Here is a 15,968-nt window from a genome sequence, read left to right as displayed (position 1 = left end):
TGTTGTACTGGCAAGAGTAGAGGCGTTAAATGACAGATTGATGAAAGCGAGACATTGATCTCACCATCAAGCCCGCCTTGCTATTATTTGGATGAATTTTAAGCAGGGAGATGGCTGAACGAAATAGTCTAACGAGACAGCTTAAAACGCAGTCGGTTTTGGCTCGCCATGCGTTGTCCGGCGGCATTCTGTAAAGAAAATATTTGTTTGTAGATAGTGAAGTAGCGGTTGATATTCCCCACATAGGTAATCGGCTCCATGCCGACCTCCTCTTTGACGATCACTTCGACATTGTTGAACCACTTGGTTGGGTCATAGCCGCGTTCTTCAGCGACTTTTCTCAGTCGTCTTATCCGGTTTGGCCCGGCATTGTAGCTCGCAAGGGCGAAGTAGAGTTGGTTGAGCTTATCGGTATCGTCGTCCGTTACGTACTGCTCGCGGATGAAGTCCATATATTTCACCCCGGCATGGATATTGTTTTCAATGTTCTGGATGTTGCGAATGTTGATGTAAGGTTCACTGGCCGTTTGTGGTAGAACTTGCATGATACCGATAGCGCCGGCATGTGAGCGCTTTGATTGATCAAATCCTGATTCCTGATAGGCCTGGGCAGCAATGATTAACCAGTCGATATCGTACATGTTACCGTAACGGATAAACTTATCCTCCAGCTCTTTGAAATGTTGAATGTTTTCTTGGCTCATCACTTTCTGGAACCACTGCTTACCATTGAGGTAGCGGTTGAACAAGACGTTACCGTTGAGTGTCCCGCGTCGATTATTCTCTACAAACTCATCGACTAATGCTTCAAATTCAGGGCTATTTTTGCGAAAGCTCCAGCCGATAGCCCCATTTTTGCGGATTGGGTATTCGTAGTGGATCTGTAAATCGTCGGTAACGAGATCCCAAAACTCTGCTTTGTGAGAATCCAGCACCGTCATTGGAATGATGCCTTCCTGAACCATCTGTAACATTTCAAAGTCTTGAAGTGTTTCCTCAAGAAAATGGACGAACATAGGCTCTTTTCCGAGTTTTTCAAGTCGTTTGTTTATGCGGCGAATACTTTGGTAATAGCTGGAGCTGGCACGTAGCCAGACACTCTTTTTCGATAGTTGCCTAATGTTTGTGATAGGGCTACGAGTTGAGTGGGTGATGAACAACTCTTGAATATCAGAGAGGATAGGGGTGCTGAAGTCCACTAGCTTCATACGTCTTGGGGTAATGGTCAGGTTTGCCGTGACCAGATCACCAATTCCAGCAGTTAACGCAGGCAGGAGTTGATCGCGGTTTACTGGGATGATTTGTATGCGAAATTTACGCTGGGTTTTCTCTATGACAAATTTTTCAAACAGTAACAGCATCTCAGAAATGAGACCTTTAGGTTGACCTCTATCCAGGTAGTAAAACCCAAGATCTGCGGCAACGAGAACTCTAATCACACGCTTCTCTTCCATCACAGGAAGATCACCAGTGTATCTTTCGTATTTCTGCGGGGTGATTTGGAATGCGCCGCTGACGGAAGACAACAGTACGCCAATCATGAACAAGAAAGGCAATGCGGTTCGCATAGGCAATACTCTTCACAATAATGCTTTTGAGTATAGAGTGCGAGAGGGTAACCGACAAAATGCTCCCGAATTAAGCTCGAATTGTGATCTAAATTTGAACTTAAACTCTAAAATTAATTCAAGTGATTTTTTTAGTGTTTTCAGCATCGAGGGAAAATAAATGGGTTGACATTTTTGCAATGCAACGAGTGAAAATGTCCAATTTGAGAGGTCACCGAAAACATCGGTCGATAGGTGTACGCTCTTGGTAAAATACTGACATAGATCAATGTTTCCATTCCTGAATTCTCGCTTAATACACCACATCTTGTATTGGTCAATTTAGTTAGCCCTATATTTAGTGGTTTTCGTGACACTGTCATTTTTAGGAGCCTTGTGTGAACCCTGTTGTGATTAAGCGTGATGGTTGCCTTGTACCGTTTAATACCAAGCGTATTAAAGAAGCGGTATTAAGCGCTGCCGAATCTGTAGAGGCAATGGATGCCACTTATGCTGAGTCTGTTGCTGAGCTAGTACTTTCTCAGTTTGCTGACCAGGATCAGGTCGAGATCCACGCCATTCAAGACGCGGTTGAAAATCATCTGATGATGGGTCCACACAAAGCGGTTGCGCGTGCATATATCGAGTACCGCCACGATCGTGATATTGCCCGTGAGAAGAAAAGTCACCTCAATAACGAAATTCGTGGTTTGATTGAGCAAAGCAATGCGTCTTTGCTTAACGAAAACGCGAATAAAGACAGCAAGGTTATCCCAACCCAGCGTGACCTGCTGGCGGGTATTGTTGCTAAACACTACGCTAAGCAGCACTTGCTGCCTCGTGATATTGTGAAGGCACATGAAGACGGTGACATCCATTTCCACGATCTGGACTATTCACCATTCTTCCCTATGTTCAACTGCATGTTGATTGACCTTAATGGCATGCTGACCCATGGCTTTAAAATGGGTAATGCAGAGATCGATACGCCTAAATCGATTTCTACAGCAACTGCCGTGACCGCTCAGATCATCGCCCAGGTTGCTAGCCATATTTACGGTGGTACAACAATTAACCGTATCGATGAAGTGCTGGCACCGTACGTCACTGTGAGCTACGAAAAACACCTCAAAGTAGCGAAAGAGTGGGATATTCCTCAGCCAGAGGAATTCGCAAAGGCGCGTACTGAGAAAGAGTGTTACGACGCATTCCAGTCTCTTGAATACGAAGTAAACACCCTTCACACCGCAAACGGCCAAACACCGTTCGTGACCTTCGGTTTCGGCTTGGGAACTTCATGGGAATCGCGCATGATCCAATCGTCGATCCTGAAGAACCGTATCGCAGGCTTGGGTAAAAACCGTAAAACAGCTGTCTTCCCTAAACTTGTGTTTGCTATTCGTGATGGCTTGAACCATAAGCAGGGTGATGCTAACTATGATATCAAGCAGCTAGCACTAGAGTGTGCATCTAAGCGTATGTACCCGGATATCTTGAACTACGACAAAGTGGTTGAAGTAACAGGTTCGTTCAAAACCCCTATGGGTTGCCGTAGCTTCTTGGGTGCCTATGAAGAAAATGGCGAACTGATCCATGAAGGTCGTAACAACCTAGGTGTAGTCAGCCTCAACTTGCCGCGTATCGCTTTGCAAGCTAAAGGCGATGAAGCGAAGTTCTTTGCATTGCTGGATGAAAAGCTTGGCCTTGCGCGCCGTGCTTTGGAATCCCGTATTAGCCGTCTTGAAGGTGTGAAAGCACGTGTTGCACCTATCCTGTATATGGAAGGTGCGTGTGGTGTGCGTTTGCAACCAGATGACAATGTGTCTGAGATCTTCAAAAATGGCCGCGCTTCGATTTCACTGGGCTACATTGGTATCCATGAAACTATTAATGCATTGTACGGCACAGAAACGCATGTTTACGATAGTGAAGAACTTCGCCAAAAAGCGATTGCTATCGTTGAGCGCCTGAAAGCAGCAACAGACAGCTGGAAAAACGAAACAGGTTACGGCTTTAGCCTTTACAGCACACCAAGTGAAAACTTGTGTAGCCGCTTCTGTTCTATCGACACCAAAGAGTTTGGTGTGGTAGATGGCGTTACCGATAAAGGTTACTACACCAACAGCTTCCACCTAGATGTAGAGAAGAAGGTAAACCCTTACGACAAGATTGATTTCGAGATGCCATATCCTGAAATCGCAAATGGTGGATTTATCTGTTACGGCGAATACCCGAATATTCAGCACAACGTAGAAGCGTTAGAAAACGTTTGGGATTACAGCTACACCCGTGTGCCATACTATGGGACAAACACACCGATTGATGAGTGTTACGAGTGTGGGTTTACCGGTGAGTTCGACTGTACCAGCAAAGGCTTTACGTGTCCTAAATGTGGCAACCATGAGCCATCCAAAGTGTCGGTTACCCGCCGAGTATGTGGTTACCTAGGCAGCCCGGATGCCCGTCCATTTAACTTCGGTAAACAAGAAGAAGTTAAACGCCGCGTAAAACACATGTAATTACTGGTTTAAACACCTCATATTGAATCAAGTGCCGAGTTATCGGCACTTTTTGTTTGGAGCTGCAATGAATTACCACAACTATTATCCTGTTGATGTAGTCAATGGTCCTGGCACGCGTTGTACCTTGTTTGTGTCAGGGTGTGTGCATCAATGCCGTGGTTGTTACAACCAGAGTACATGGCGTATTGATGCAGGGCATGTTTATACTCAGGAGATGGAAGACCAAATCATTGCAGATCTTAATGACAGCCGCATAAAGCGCCGAGGCTTGTCTTTGTCCGGAGGAGACCCACTTCATCCAGCGAATGTTCCCGCTATTTTGCAATTGGTTCAACGTGTACATGCAGAATGCCCGGGTAAGGATATTTGGTTGTGGAGTGGCTACCGACTAGAAGAACTTGATGACCAACAGAAGGCAGTGCTTGAATATGTTGATGTTGTGGTTGATGGTAAATTTGAAACTGAACTGCATGACCCTGAGTTGATTTGGCGGGGTAGTAGTAATCAAGTTATCCACTACCTTAAAGACCCAAAGTAAGCAAAATGATCGGAGTTAAGTTGTAATTCTGACTCTACATAGGCCAAGTTTGCTCTAAAGAGCCCTCTTTTGTTAAACTTTTGTTTAAATCAGAGGGTTATCCACTGTTTCTGTGCATAACTCTGGGAAAACAGTTTGAATAGATGATGTCGATGAATAAGGGAATGACTTTTAAGCATGACATTTCGATACCTGATGTAATCTCTAGTAAATAATTCTTTGTTTTCTTTCATAAAATTAAATTAGCTTCAACATTGATTATGAATCAAAGTATATATTCTCTTGTTTATTTTCCTAAGGAAGTATCGATTGAATAACTTTCAGGAATTTCTCATTTTATGAAGGTATAATCAATGTTGATGAATAAAATTTCAATTATTCTTTCTTCTGATTTATTTCGTGGTTTATAGAATATCTCCCAACTATAAGATATGACAATCAGCTATATAAAACGTAATTGTAGTGTGCTTATAAATCTAATTTGATATGATTAAAATTAACAGCTAATCAAGTTGCTATGGTGCCTTTATTACTAGGTGTAAGTGACTTAGTGTTTTAGAAATTGGATAGTGTACATTGCCTCTTTTACTTTCAAAGTTATCTACTAATCCCTTTTTAGTTGCTATTAGCAATGTCTTCATCATGGCATTGCCGGTCTCATTAATAGCAGCGTTTTTTAACTTACTGTCCATATTTTCGGGGAGATTGGGTTACGACAGCGTCAGTGTGACACTGGGTTATGTGGGAGAGATGACAGGACATATGTTCCCACTGTTGCTGAATATCTTTCTGGCAACATACTACGCGTCGATACTCAGGTTACCTAAGGCTGCGCCGATATCATGTGCGCTTGCCTCCTTTTTCATTATTTCACAGCAATGGGATCTTATTTCACCAGTAATAGCGTTACCTAATAATTTCGCTCTCTCCTTACTGAGTGCATATGCTTCCTGTATCATTATTGCGAAAGTAAATAAGCTACGTTTATTCAACTTTGACAAGTTTATCAGTACTGTTGATGCATCTATTCAGATGATTGTTACGTGTGTATTTACATTGGCAATACTAATTATTGGTTCACACTTATTATCCTTTATCTTTACTCAATTTATTGAGCCGGAAATAGTCTTTCCTAAACTAGATCCAACATCATTTTATGATGGGCTGTTATATGAATTTATTCGTGGGCTGTTATGGAGTGTTGGTGTAAACGGTCATAATATTCTACATATGTACAAGACTGAGTTATACGATATCAGTATAGCTAATATGGCAGACTGGAAAAACTTTGGGACTGACCTCAACATAATCAGCACTAACTTCTATGACTTTTTCACCGGTATGGGGGGAAGTGGTAACACGATAAGTTTGGTAATCTGCATGCTCTTTTTTGCAAAAGGTAAAGGATATCGCCTGCTAGCGAAGGCTGCGTTGATTCTGACCATTTTCAATATCAACGAACCAATATTGTTCGGTATTCCGGTGATTTTTAATCCGATAATGATAGTCCCATTCCTGTGCGTACCGCTCATCAGCTTCATGCTTGCCTATGGGGCAATCGCTGCAGGGCTTATTCCTCCTTTGAGCGAAGTGCATAGCTGGTTGATCCCGCCAATAATCAGCGGATATGTGTCTTCAGGTGGCGCTGTCTCGGTAGCTGCTTTTCAGCTGTTTCTTATTTTGCTGGGTGTTGCGATCTATTACCCTTTCTTTAAAGTGATGGACAAACGTTCTCTAGGGGTAGATGTCTCCTCTATGTTCCGGACCCATGTCTTTAAGGACGATGAAGTTCCTGTAAAGTCGAAGCTGAACAGCTTTATTCCTTCTATACAGGACAACATGAATGCCCAACGTGAGGTGGAGCAGCTTCAGAATAGTGGTTCATTTGTGTTGCACTATCAGCCGCAAGTGGATATTCACAGTGCAGAAGTTGTTGCTCTTGAAGCTTTGATTCGACATGAAGATGTTAAGGGGAGGGTTAAGGGACCGACTTTTTTGAAATCTTTTGGCCAGCTAGGCCTGCTTTCCGATGTGGATTTTTGGGTGCTTGAAAGGGCCATTTCCGACGCATCTGAAATGGTGCATACCCCTAACTTTACCATTTCGGTCAATGTGTCGGCAGATACAATACTAAAGAGAGGGTTTGTTCAGTCTCTTAAGCAGGTCATTGACAGTAGTCATTTGGACTATAACCAAGTTGAAATTGAAGTGACTGAAGAGATGCTTATTCAAGATGAAGTGCGCACTGCGAAGGTTATTCAAGATATCAAGGCTCTTGGAGTATCTGTCGCCTTGGACGATTTTGGTACTGGATATTCGTCATTGGCTTATCTCTCTCGATTTGACTTTGATAAGATTAAAATTGATCGCTCACTGGTTGAAAACCTTGATTCAGAGCGCGGTCGCAGTTTGTTTGATGTTGTTGTCCAACTGGGCCACATTACACAGGCCAAGATTGTCGTAGAAGGTGTTGAGACAGCTAAAGAGCTAGACTTTATCCAAGAAAAAGGCGTGCAGTACGTACAGGGATTCTTTTTTTACCGACCAATGACTAAAACGCAGATCATGGTTGAACATATTGTGCCGACACGTTCTAGCCAAACTGGAAAAAAGGTTTCTTCTGAAATTGAAGTAGGGTAAATTCCCTGTCTTGATTTTGCTGTTGGAGGCGTTATGTCACGCACTATTATTTATACCTACAAGAAAGAAGAGAAAACAATCACGTTTTCTTACTCTCAGTATCATACGATTCATGAGGCGGTTGCAGCAGCAGAAGGCATTGATTTGACTGAATACCTTAAAATGGAGCAGCAGGTTGAAGCTGTATCTTCCGGTAGTAAGGCGGTGAGGGATTTCCGTGATAGCCACTTCCGCAAGCTTGGCTTTGGCAAGATTGCATTGATGCAAAAAGAAAATCGTGGTGTCGGTAAGAAGTAAGCCGTTAAGCTGCACCCAGAAGCCCTGCTAGCCGCAGGGCTTTTTTGTCGCCGTACTTTTCCAGCCAAGGTAGACGTAATAGCCAGCTATAGCCGCCAGGATATGCTTGATGCAGTGCCCACTAACCTGCGAAGTAAGTTCATAGATCTCATCATCGTTTGATTCAGCCCATTTACACAGTACATATAAACCCAGAGCGTAAAGGTAGTATCGAGTCGGGTTTTGCTTGTTGGGATAGAGCCACACAATGAGTGGGATGTGAATAATAGGCAAGAGCTGAACCAGTACATAAGGGGCCATATCACCACGTCCGGTGATGACATCCGTCATATACCAATAAATTACCGAAATCACCCCATATGCTAGTGTTGGCACTAGCATCGCTCTACCAAGTTTCGGTGATAGGTATTCAGCGAGAATGATGCAGTATAAGCTGATGAAGCCAATAGTGATAGGGATCCTATCTATCATCAAGGTGAAGGCGCCCGGAGCTAAATGATAAATGCTAGAGCCTAAAAAAGCACCGATAAGGCTGATAAAAAAGAGTTGATAGGCAAAAGACATGGAGGGTTTAATCGCGAGTGATTGGCGCTTGTTCTCTATTAAACCCATGACCCCGACGATGAGAAAACCCACATTGCTGATGACATTCCAAAAATGAGGAATACCCAATAACAGCCGCTGGTCGGCATAGTCATAGAAATTACGGCTTTGTTTAATCGGTGAGAAATAGACCGCCAATGCGCCAAGGATCAAAGCAATTGCGATAAGAAGGACATACCGCCAGTCAAATAGCGAACGCTCCTTTGCCGCTGGCTTCTTGTCTTGCTGGGGTGAGGTGTCATCAGACTGAAAGTTTGAAGGCATCACATTTCTCTATATACATTCCTCTTTCATTATAGCGATACCTGCTTTGAAGCAGTTTCTCCATGCCAAGGCAATCTCATCATTGAATTTCGGATCGCAAAGCTGGACAGTTTCAATTAGAGATTCTAGCCATAACTCAAAATCTTCGGGTTTAACCCCGACTCCATTTGGTCCATGAGCTTTCCCATAGCGACGAACAACTTCCCTTGCCTGATCAGAGGTAGATGCCAGCATGATCATAGAAATTGAGAGCTTGAGCATACTAATTTGTCGTTCCATATCGACGCCATCGAACATGTCTTTGAAACGTTGGTCTTGTTGCCAGAAATGGTGGTAGAAAATGTGGTAGAACTGTTTGTTACGTTGACAACGCTCGTAACTGTCATTAAAGATTTCGTGGGTATCCATACCGCAGCGAGCCTCTGTTTAAAGCCATACACATATTATGGCAATAAAAAACAAGTATGCAACACTGGACATAAATAGGTAAGCCACTGAAAGTTATCATTGATAGCGAACAGTGGCTTAGTAGCTAATGAGCTATTACGATGTTCTGAGTCGCCTTAAGGCCAAGCCACTTAGCGCTTCAAGGCTGCACAGTAGTAAACCTAACCAAATAAAGCTGAAGCTGATCGTTTTGACTTGATCGAAGACTTCACCAAACAGAAATACAGCAAGTAAAAATTGTAGCGTCGGCTCGATGTATTGCATCAATCCAACCATTGTTAAGCTAGTACGGCTGATAGCCAGCGCGAAGAATATCAAAGGCGCAAGTGTTACAGGTGCCGAGCCGATATAGAGTAGCAGGGTGCTAAAGTCTGCTGACAATGCCGTTGAGGTGTCATTGGCATAGGTATACCCCAAGTACATCAGGGCAAACGGCGCTAGGATCACTGCCTCAAGAGTTACGGATGTGAGTGCATCGTAGCGGATGTGTTTTTTACACAGCCCATAAATGGCAAAAAAACTGCCCATAATCAGTGAGATCCACGGCAGTTCACCGTAGTGCCAAACTTGGTAGCCAATGCCTACGATGCCTAATACAACCGCTGCCGATTGTGCTTTGCTGAGTTTCTCTTTGAGAAATAGAACGCCTAGGGCAATGGCAAACAGGGGGTTGATAAAAAAGCCCAAGCTGGCAGCAAGCACTTGATCATGGGTCATAGCCCAAGTGAAAGCATACCAAGATACACACATGATTATCCCGGCCAGGCCAGCCATGATCAGAGAACGCTTGTCCTGCCAAACTTGTGTGAGTTTCGGCATCGGTCGGCGTAATAGCAACATGACGAGCAACATAAACGGGATTGAAAAAACAATCCTCAATGCCAGCAAATCATTGATATCTGCTTTCGGCAGAAACTGATAGTAAAGAGGGAGGATCCCCCAAAGCACAAAAGAAAATGCAGCAAGTGCATTTCCGGCACGTTGAGTGTGCATAGCAGCAAACCTACATAAGTACATGAAAGACAAAACCCCAATCACACTCATTCAAGGATTTGATTGAATGTGATTCGGTGAAAAGCAGGTTAAACCTGCTGGGGACGTTCTATTTTGTCATGTATTTCTCTAAACAAGAACAAAAAATGAACATATAGCGCTAGTTTTTTAAATACATTTAGTGAGGTGATGTATTGGGTGTTATTTCTTCATCGCAATGATGGTGTGGATAAGCCATAGGCGCTTTTTCCCGGTTAGGTTAGCGGAGTATTCTTGTTTCTTCTTCCAGGAAATAATGTAAAAGTCCGCGAACAGTTGCTCTAATTCAAACTGGCTATGGGTAAGAATCGGTAAATTCTCATTGGGCTCTAGGGCCTCTTTACCTAAGAAGTGGCCACAAAAAATCCCGCTTTTCTTTAAGCTGCTGGAGATATTGGTCCACAGTGTGTTGAAGTCATGGGGGGTGCAAAAGAAAAGACAGGCACTGGCATTGATTAGGTTCGCCCGTGGGAACTCATATTCGGCAAAACTACTAATTTGGATGTCCAAATTGGGGTGAACCCCTATTAGCGGGTGTTCCGATAAGGCTTTTAGTCTAGGGCGATCATTGTCAAAGGCATAGACATGGTAGCCTTGCTCCAATAGATAAAGAGTATCTCTGCCGTTACCGCAAGCACAATCAACTGCAACTTTTCTGTCACCGCGCTCGCCGATGTACTCGTGGGCTTCAATAAGGTGAGATCGCGGATTCAGAAGAGCCTGATTACTCAGGTTAGAAAGCCAGTCAACGGTTGCCATGCGATATCCTCTAAAACTGCCCGTTAAGTATTATTGTTCCGGTGATCTAAACAAGTATAGCTACCTTATCGATGCACAGGTTGAAGAGATAATAATCTGATGAGGTAAGCAGCAGATATCACGATAAATTGTACATCTTCTGCCATGAATCTCTGGTATTATTAGCTCACATCAAGTTACTGATGCTGTATCCGAGTTACTTGGATATAAACATATATAAGAGAGAATAGAATGACTAAGTTAACCACAGACATTAAGGCAAATTGCGATCTGTTTGTTGAAGAAACCAAAGATACTCAGCAGGTATGGGGTCTTTGTAACGAAGAGGGTGACTGGCTTTCTGTTGACTCTAGCGAGTTCGAAGAATCTGAAGTAATGCCTTTCTGGTCTAACGAAGCAGACGCAGCCGTTCATTGTGTTGATGAGTGGGCTGAGTTTACTGCAGTGATGATCCCGCTAGATGTGTTTGTTGAAGATTGGATGATTACACTGGCTGAAGACGGTGTATTGGTTGGCTTGAACTGGACTGATCAACTTGAAGGTTCTGAAGCTGAGCCTTCTGATGTGGCGAAAATGTACCTATAAGTACATCCCATTCAACAAGAACTCTTAAGGCTACCGTTTGGTGGCCTTTTTAATACCCTTGCTATAATAAAACTATCATTAGCTGAGCCGATTCTTACTCGAGCGATGGAGAGTTAGCTGGGTAACAGGCTCTTTCTGCTAGGAGGGTATTATGGTCCTGTCAGAATGTCGCCAATTGATGGCAGAAAATGCAATTGTGGAAGCGCGTTTGGTGCATGATTTTCTCAGTGCTGGATGGGGTGTTAATTTTATCGATGATCAGGGTAATGAGTATCCCATAACGGATAGTTACGGGATTCCATGTAGTTATGATTCGCTTAAACAAGCGGAAGATATAGTTCACCAGGTTGGTGACTGTCCAGTTCGCATAGATAGCTTGTTCCGCTTTGCTGAGCGTTAATTCCTCCTCCTTCGTGCCTGTATCTTAGCTACTGGTACGAAGGATCGTGTACCAGCTTAATTAAATCTTCCCATAAAAGTACGATCGTGCTAAAAATACAAGGTGATCGAAAACTGACGCTAACAATGAGTTTTTGTAATGGACAAACAAGCAATGAGTAAGAAAGAGGCCACTCGCCTCCACATTTTGAATACCGCTTTTTCGTTGGCGAGTCGAGAAGGGCTTGATAGCTTAACGATTGGTCAGTTGGCGAAAGCCTCTGGTATGTCCAAAAGCGGTTTGTTTGCCCACTTTAACTCACGCGAGAATTTGCAGATTGCCGTCCTTGACTTTGCCGGAGAGCAATTTGTGGAACGGGTCATTCAACCTGCTCGCCGGCAAAATCCAGTTACCATTGAGCAAAAGTTACGGCTTTTGCTGACAAATTGGTTGGCCTGGAATCGTTCGTTTCAGGGCAGCTGTATGTTTTTGGATGCCTGGACTGAACGGGGCGAAAAAGAGCCGTCAATGCAGCTGAGGCTAAAAGAAGTCACCAAGCGCTGGCTTGGCTATTTGTATCGTCAGATTGAGCAAGGCAAGGAGCAAGGCGAGTTTAAATCGACGTTGGATAGCTGGCAGTGTGTTTACCAGGTTTATGGTGTTTATCTTAGTAGTCACTTGTTCCTTAGCATGGAGCTAGAAACGGATGATCACCAGCGGTTTTGGCAAGGGGTAGAAGGTCTTCTTGGTCAGTGGCGAGTTTAGTCAACAATTGAGCTTTATCGTAGTTTCATCAGTGATGAAGCCGCATATGTGAAAATTACAATGAACACAAATAGCACGGTCGTTCTATTTAAATAAGTGAGAAAGTCATGAGCAGCAAGATTTATTTCAAAAAAAGTCGAGGCTTTGATGTACGTCGAAAGCTTATCAACCTGACAACCAGCCTACATCACCGTCTTGCTCCTGAGCACGCAAAGCGTATGGCACGTAAGGTACTGCTCACGCCGGTACGAAGCAAAAAAATGGTTGCAGAACCAATGGGTATGGAGAAAAAAACTATCGCAACCTCTGAAGGTATGTTGATGACCTATAGCTTGGGAGAAGGGCCGACATGGGTGCTAGGCCATGGCTGGTCGGGTTCATCGCGTCAGTTCTTTTCCTTGATGGAGCATATTGCCGCCTCAGGTTACAAGGCATTGGCTTTCGATAACCCTGCCCATGGCGAGAGTGAAGGGCGATTTGGCCACTTGCCGGGCTTTATCGCAGCGTTTGATAGTGTTCTAGAGCAACAGGAATCGATTGCTGGCGTTGTAGCGCATAGCATGGGTGGTGCAATGGTATTGGAAAGCCGCCACCCTTTATTACAAGATAAACCCGTATTGCTGGTTGCACCGGTATTAAATTATACCGAGAACCTGGTGTCGACCGTTGCGCAGTCGGGTTATTCCATGAAGTTGTTTCATGAAGTGGTAGATGATATTGCTGAGCAATACCAATACCCGCTAGAGAGTATTAACCCTATGGATCGTCTCGAGGGTAGGGAGGCGAAAGCGGTAATTGTCCATGATAGATATGACCGCTTTGCTTCTTATACGCACTCTGAGCTAGCGAGTGCTAACCAGCATGTCACCTTGATTGCGACAGAAGGCCTGGGCCATGGCAGGATCTTGCAAAGTGATCAGCTCAAGAGTGGGTTCGATTTGCTAATCAAGGGTGAGCACTAAGGACACTTGTTGCAATAGGTTGTTGTAAGCGCTTGAAACAAAACAGGCTTGCTGGTTGGCAAGCCTGTTGTTGATTAAGGGGGTAGGTTAAGAGCTGATAGTGACTTTATCACCCGTGCGAGCTTGTTCAAGCTGGGCAACTTCTGCGTCTAGTTCTGCAATTTTCTTTTCCATCAGTTCATGACAGTGATCGGCTAATTTACGGGCGTCAGCTAGCTCATAGCCTGAGACATCAATTGGGTCCAGCATCTCGGCAATGACAATGCCATTGTCACGGTTTGAGAGTGAAATCTTATTGTGAATCGAGCTTACGCACATAGGGACGATCGGCACACCCGCTTCGATGGCCATACGAAAAGCACCTGTCTTAAATGGAAGTAGACCACGTCCTTTACTACGAGTACCTTCCGGATACATCCAAACTGACAGGTTGCGCTTATGAATAGCATCAGCCACCTGCTGGATGGTATTGCGGGCGCTGGACTTGTTTTCACGGTCAATCAGGATATTGCCTGTGATCCAATATAGTTGGCCGAAGAAAGGGATCCATAACAGGCTCTTTTTGCCGATGGTGACTGCTCGAGGGGGCAGCATGCCCGGCGAGGTAACAAAGTCGAAGACATTCTGGTGGTTCGAGATGTAAACGGCCTTGGAAGTGTCAGCAATCTTTTCTTGGCCCCGATGAATGAGCTCGACCCCTACGATGCGCTGCAGTTGATTAAACCAGCGGCAGAAGAAATGCACGTGCTTGGGATCGCGTGGTTTAAACAGGGTGCAATACACCAGTGCGAAGAGTGTAGTAAAGACTATAAAAATGGCCGCGAGGAAAATACGGAAGAATGCAAGCACGCTTACTCCTTAGCGATTTAATGAAAAACTGTGTGCATTATGAAATCTTTTTAGTTGTATGACCAGTAAATCGATGCAAGTTTTATTTGAATAATTGATAGAAGGTTACAAATGTTTAGATCTTGTTCATCGGGATTCAGTAACAAATTTACTTTTCATTGATTTGCCTATAAAAATTAGGTGTATGGTCAAAAATGTAAATTATTGAACAAATAATGAGTTGACGTTCATAAATGCGTGAAGTTGCTCGCAGTTGTGGTCGTACTAGCCAAAAAGAACTGGATAAGCTGCTGAATTAAAGAGATAAATACTTCCGATAGATGCAATATGCTCTCCTTGGTTGGGTGAGCGCAAGGTATCTATCTCTTCTGTTGTGTGGAGTTTTGTGGGCTGACTTCTGTCAGCCTTTTTTTTGCTTGCCTTCCAGCATTGTACTGCCTTTGCTGACTTTCTCATCAGTTATGTCAAATTTTTGCCTTAAACGCACGATAGTGTTTCCGAATCGGATATTTTTGACTAACCTAGTAAATTATTACCACAAATATTTCACAGCCTGACCATTTCAGCGCAGTAAAGGAGTCAACCGCAGTGAAGAAGCAGTTACTATCACTGGCTTTGACAATTTGGCTTTCGGGTTGTTCCTCTTCCCCTGACTCTCTAGAAAGCGATGAGGCTTCTAGTGAACAAAAAGCCAATACCCCGCGCTTTGAATTTGTCGAAATGAATGTGCCCATTCATCAGTCCACCTCGCTTGATTCTGTTTACCGCCAATGGCGAGGTACGCCATATCGCTTGGGTGGCACGACTAAGGCTGGTATCGACTGTTCGGCCTTTGTCCAGATTGGTCTTGCCGAGGTGTTTCAGAAAAAGCTCCCAAGAACGACCGGTGAGCAGGTAAGGCAGGGCAAGTGGGTGGCGATTACAGAGCTGGAAGAAGGCGATTTAGTTTTCTTCAAGACTGGCCGAACCCTACGACACGTTGGGATATATCTTGGAGACTCACAATTCCTACATGCCTCAACATCACAAGGTGTGATGATTTCGAATCTTAAAAACCCTTATTGGCGTAGCACTTACTGGCAAGCTAGACGGGTTGTCCAATAGCACTTCTTTCTGTGTGAATTTCTTTACGGTTCTGGTGCCGAATTTAGCTCGCGAAATTGGCCATCACCTTCCATACTGAGGCTGTAGGCCCAGTTTCCATCAGGCCCGATTTCTAGTGTTGGGAAGTGGCTTGATGATTGATCAGGAGGTGATCCCATGGCTATGGCACTGACAGTAGGGCAATTCCTCAACAGCCACAATGTCGATTTTAGTCTGACTCGACACAAACATACCGATACATCATTTAGCTCGGCCATATCGGCCCATGTTCCAACCTCACAGGTTGCGAAAGCGGTAATGCTGAAAGATCAAAACGGTGAGTTCTTGATGGCTGTGGTTCCTTCAAACCGCCGCGTAATGATAGATAAGATCAGCCGCATGATGGGGAAACAATTTTTCCTTGTCGGTGAGCATGAACTTTCAGGTATTTTCCAAGACTGTGAACCCGGAGCGGTTCCATCAATTGGCCAAGCTTATCAGGTAGATATGCTGGTGGATGATATGCTGTTTGATCAAGACGAGCTATTTATTGAGTCAGGGGATCATGAGAACTTGATCCATGTCGACAGTAAGCAGTTCCACAAAATCATGCATGATATCCCCCATAGGAACATCAGCGGATACCGGATGATGTTTTCTGATGGCCATGAAGGCAGGCACTGGGAGTGGGAGTAG

At 44.1% G+C, this 15,968-nt stretch carries 16 protein-coding genes; 10 read left to right on the top strand and 6 right to left on the bottom strand.

The features are described 5' to 3' along the window. Positions 1-128: 128 nt before the first annotated feature. On the bottom strand, positions 129-1,568 hold the full coding sequence (locus R2X38_RS14720; RefSeq protein ID WP_317523052.1) for a lytic transglycosylase F: 1,440 nt from the start codon (positions 1,566-1,568) through the stop codon (positions 129-131). Positions 1,569-1,945: 377 nt separating this feature from the next. On the opposite strand from R2X38_RS14720, the gene nrdD reads away from it, so the two are divergent. From nrdD to R2X38_RS14700, 4 genes are all read left to right on the top strand, one after another. Continuing rightward, positions 1,946-4,066: an anaerobic ribonucleoside-triphosphate reductase gene (nrdD, locus tag R2X38_RS14715; protein ID WP_317523051.1), complete on the top strand. Its 2,121-nt coding sequence runs from the start codon at positions 1,946-1,948 to the stop codon at positions 4,064-4,066. Between the two features lie 67 nt (positions 4,067-4,133). Further along, positions 4,134-4,607, top strand: coding sequence for an anaerobic ribonucleoside-triphosphate reductase-activating protein (gene nrdG / locus R2X38_RS14710; RefSeq protein ID WP_317523050.1), 474 nt, complete (start codon positions 4,134-4,136; stop codon positions 4,605-4,607). 576 nt (positions 4,608-5,183) lie between these two features. Then, complete coding sequence (locus R2X38_RS14705; protein WP_317523049.1) at positions 5,184-7,247, top strand: EAL domain-containing protein; 2,064 nt, start codon at positions 5,184-5,186, stop codon at positions 7,245-7,247. 33 nt (positions 7,248-7,280) lie between these two features. Beyond that, the gene (locus tag R2X38_RS14700) at positions 7,281-7,544 is read left to right on the top strand and encodes a DUF2960 domain-containing protein (protein WP_317523048.1); all 264 of its coding nucleotides are present in this window, start codon (positions 7,281-7,283) and stop codon (positions 7,542-7,544) included. A 27-nt stretch (positions 7,545-7,571) separates the two neighbouring features. Here the strand turns inward: R2X38_RS14700 and R2X38_RS14695 are convergent, their stop codons facing one another. The 4 genes from R2X38_RS14695 to R2X38_RS14680 form a co-directional block, all read right to left on the bottom strand. Then, positions 7,572-8,411: a hypothetical protein gene (locus R2X38_RS14695; protein WP_317523047.1), complete on the bottom strand. Its 840-nt coding sequence runs from the start codon at positions 8,409-8,411 to the stop codon at positions 7,572-7,574. A gap of 9 nt (positions 8,412-8,420) precedes the next feature. Then, positions 8,421-8,819 (bottom strand): globin, encoded by a 399-nt coding sequence (locus R2X38_RS14690; protein WP_317523045.1) that lies wholly within the window; start codon positions 8,817-8,819, stop codon positions 8,421-8,423. A gap of 135 nt (positions 8,820-8,954) precedes the next feature. Next, positions 8,955-9,851, bottom strand: coding sequence for an EamA family transporter RarD (gene rarD / locus R2X38_RS14685; RefSeq protein WP_317523044.1), 897 nt, complete (start codon positions 9,849-9,851; stop codon positions 8,955-8,957). A gap of 201 nt (positions 9,852-10,052) precedes the next feature. Continuing rightward, on the bottom strand, positions 10,053-10,649 hold the full coding sequence (locus R2X38_RS14680; protein ID WP_317523043.1) for a class I SAM-dependent methyltransferase: 597 nt from the start codon (positions 10,647-10,649) through the stop codon (positions 10,053-10,055). A 231-nt stretch (positions 10,650-10,880) separates the two neighbouring features. Between R2X38_RS14680 and R2X38_RS14675 the strand changes: the two genes are divergently transcribed. The 4 genes from R2X38_RS14675 (at position 10,881) to R2X38_RS14660 (ending at position 13,340) form a co-directional block, all read left to right on the top strand. Then, a complete protein-coding gene (locus R2X38_RS14675; RefSeq protein ID WP_317523042.1) occupies positions 10,881-11,234 on the top strand; it encodes a DUF2750 domain-containing protein in 354 nt (117 codons plus the stop codon). 151 nt (positions 11,235-11,385) lie between these two features. Beyond that, on the top strand, positions 11,386-11,634 hold the full coding sequence (locus R2X38_RS14670) for a hypothetical protein (protein WP_317523041.1): 249 nt from the start codon (positions 11,386-11,388) through the stop codon (positions 11,632-11,634). Positions 11,635-11,787: 153 nt separating this feature from the next. Beyond that, the gene (locus R2X38_RS14665; protein WP_317523039.1) at positions 11,788-12,378 is read left to right on the top strand and encodes a TetR/AcrR family transcriptional regulator; all 591 of its coding nucleotides are present in this window, start codon (positions 11,788-11,790) and stop codon (positions 12,376-12,378) included. A 107-nt stretch (positions 12,379-12,485) separates the two neighbouring features. Continuing rightward, positions 12,486-13,340, top strand: coding sequence for an alpha/beta hydrolase (locus R2X38_RS14660; RefSeq protein WP_317523038.1), 855 nt, complete (start codon positions 12,486-12,488; stop codon positions 13,338-13,340). Between the two features lie 87 nt (positions 13,341-13,427). Here the strand turns inward: R2X38_RS14660 and R2X38_RS14655 are convergent, their stop codons facing one another. After that, on the bottom strand, positions 13,428-14,189 hold the full coding sequence (locus tag R2X38_RS14655) for a 1-acylglycerol-3-phosphate O-acyltransferase (protein ID WP_317523037.1): 762 nt from the start codon (positions 14,187-14,189) through the stop codon (positions 13,428-13,430). Between the two features lie 588 nt (positions 14,190-14,777). Between R2X38_RS14655 and R2X38_RS14650 the strand changes: the two genes are divergently transcribed. Both R2X38_RS14650 and R2X38_RS14645 read left to right on the top strand, forming a co-directional pair. Then, complete coding sequence (locus R2X38_RS14650; RefSeq protein ID WP_317523036.1) at positions 14,778-15,293, top strand: NlpC/P60 family protein; 516 nt, start codon at positions 14,778-14,780, stop codon at positions 15,291-15,293. A gap of 156 nt (positions 15,294-15,449) precedes the next feature. After that, positions 15,450-15,968, top strand: a complete 519-nt coding sequence (locus R2X38_RS14645; RefSeq protein ID WP_317523035.1) for a YbaK/EbsC family protein — start codon at positions 15,450-15,452, stop codon at positions 15,966-15,968.

Origin of the sequence: Photobacterium rosenbergii (assembly GCF_033022775.1) — a bacterium.
GTDB classification, from domain to species: Bacteria; Pseudomonadota; Gammaproteobacteria; order Enterobacterales; family Vibrionaceae; genus Photobacterium; species Photobacterium rosenbergii_A.
Note: the sequence above shows the minus strand (reverse complement) of the source record. Positions and strands in the feature narration are given on the sequence as shown.